The organism is Hydrocoleum sp. CS-953 (genome assembly GCF_002260545.1).
Lineage (GTDB): Bacteria > Cyanobacteriota > Cyanobacteriia > Cyanobacteriales > Microcoleaceae > Trichodesmium.
The window spans coordinates 1-2,421 of the sequence record NZ_LGSU01000197.1; the positions used below are offsets into that span (position 1 = coordinate 1).

Here is a 2,421-nt window from a genome sequence, read left to right on the forward strand (position 1 = left end):
ATTATAGACTTTAGGGAAAACTTATAGTATAGTTATAATATAGTATTCAAAACTATAACGTTATAGTTATGACTGTTTCATATGTTAGTACTACACAAGCAGCTTTTCTGCTAAATATTTCTACAGGTAGATTGCGACTTCTACTGAATACTGGTCGTGTTATTGATGCCAAAAAAGTCGGGAGATTTTGGAGAATTCCTCTCAACCGTCGGGGAATGCCACAAATTACACCAGGTCGTCGTGGTCCTCAAGGCACTTGGAATAAATTTGAACGTAAAGCCAAGACTATCGTTCATGTTCTCAGAAAAACTATAGACTATAACAGAGACTATGGAACTTCTTATCCAGCAGTAGCTGTGAAAGTGGGAGATAAAAAAGATTATTGCCACTCTCTGAAAATTCATGGTCCTTGCCAAATAGTTTATCAACCCCATGAACCAAATACAAGTCAAGCTGGAGGTGCCAGGCTGTGGATTGAAGTAGAGCCAGAAAAGAGGGTAGAGCGAGTGTACTTTAGTGATGGAGATTATGGTCCGCCACCAGAAGTAGTTCAGCAGCGTGCAAAAGCTAAGAAGTCAAAAAGTCAGAAGAGAAAAGCGAAACAGAAAGGAAAAAACAGAAGTAATTAAATATTTGGGAAAGGAAAGGAGAATTCCACAAGCAGTGCCTGGGTTCTGCTTAATTTTTGCTGTCTATAGAACCTATTTAGGCTCTATAGGATACTGCTGACGCAACAGTTCTTGTCCTAGGTCATACTCTGCAAACACAATTTTTGGCAAAGCAAACTTAGTATAAATTTCTGGAATAACTCATTTACAATTGATAATTAATCAATTTGGCTTTATTGCCTTCTATTTCAAGAGAAAAAAGTGCTAGTGGAGAATGGCAGAAAGAACTAACCAGTTACAAAATTCTCAAAGCCTTACCAATCAATACTTTTTAATTTTTAATTTTGACTTCCGCGTAGCGGCACTAGGATATTTCCTTATCTTCAATCTGATCGTTTTAACCAGAGGTAATTATCCATTATTCATTATCCATTATCAATTAATGAAATAGAGCTAAAGCCCTACTACGAAGTTTAATTAAACTATTCAACCAGAGAACATTATATTACTCAAATACTAAGGTTTCTGTCCGGATACTTCTGCTTCCGGATAGAAAGCAATCAGTAGACTAATTGTATATGTAATGGCTTATGCAAATTTTTAAATTTCTTTCATTCAAGCTCCTATTCATCACGAAAAAATCCTTCTACAATTCTGATAAAATATCAAAAATTATAACTTTAATATTCTTGAGTCTCTTAACCTTAATTATAATCATTAACAAAGCTGACTTAGCATTAAGTCAGACTTCAGAAACATTACATAACAATAATATTGAAATTATCANATGTAATGGCTTATGCAAATTTTTAAATTTCTTTCATTCAAGCTCCTATTCATCACGAAAAAATCCTTCTACAATTCTGATAAAATATCAAAAATTATAACTTTAATATTCTTGAGTCTCTTAACCTTAATTATAATCATTAACAAAGCTGACTTAGCATTAAGTCAGACTTCAGAAACATTACAAAACAATAATATTGAAAATATCACTCAAGTTAACTCATTAACATCTCTAAACAATATAGTTTATAAACCCATCAAAATAGATGGTAGAGAAATCTTTAAAGTTGCCGCAATAGCAGGGCAACAAATTCAAGGAAACAGTAATACATCTCCCCTGAATATTCGAGTTAGACTGTATGAAAATAATCTCAGACAAACGATTAAAAATTGCTTTGATGCTGATACTTTAAAATTAACTCTTGAAGTCCGGGAAAACCAGACTCTAATATTTGCTTCCGATGCAGAAGAACTGAAAAATCAGGAATTGATTGCTATTACAGATTTAGATGCTCAGATTCATGGCATATCTAGAGAAGATTTAGCTAATCAGATTATTGGTTTTATGAGAGATGCTTTAATCAGGGCACAGAGAGAGCGACAACCAGATTATTTATTCAGACAAATTTTAATTTCTACAGGGATAATATTAGCTTTGATATTTTTGAGCTTTCTCATATCAATTTTGCAAAAATACTACTTAAAGAAATATCAAAAACTTCAAAAACTTATAGAAGGTTTAAAATTGTCTTATCCACAAATAGATGAGTTGAGAAATCAGCAACAATTAAGCACACTAAAACCAGAATTAACCATCGGACAAAAACAACAGTTAATCTGGGAACAACAGCAAAATAAAAATTCTTTTTTCAGAAGTTTATTGCAAGTAACTCACATAATTTTATGGCTCTGTGGTATTGGCTGGATTTTAGGAAATTTTCCTTATAGTCGTTGGCTACAGATTTTTTTAGTTTCTTATGCCATGGTCTTAACTACAATCATCGGTACTTATTTAATAATTAAAATT

At 32.6% G+C, this 2,421-nt stretch carries 2 protein-coding genes; both read left to right on the top strand.

Going from position 1 to position 2,421, the window contains the following annotated elements; all coding sequences use genetic code 11:
* Positions 1–68: 68 nt before the first annotated feature.
* Positions 69–629, top strand: a complete 561-nt coding sequence (locus tag AFK68_RS01635) for a helix-turn-helix domain-containing protein (RefSeq protein ID WP_210407170.1) — start codon at positions 69–71, stop codon at positions 627–629.
* 877 nt (positions 630–1,506) lie between these two features.
* On the top strand, positions 1,507–2,421 hold a 915-nt coding region (locus AFK68_RS01640; RefSeq protein WP_210407171.1), incomplete at its 3' end, for a hypothetical protein.

Coding starts and splice junctions, on each gene's coding strand:
- AFK68_RS01635 (WP_210407170.1), top strand. CDS start 69: ATGACTGTTTCATATGTTAGTACTACACAAGCAGCTTTTCTGCTAAAT.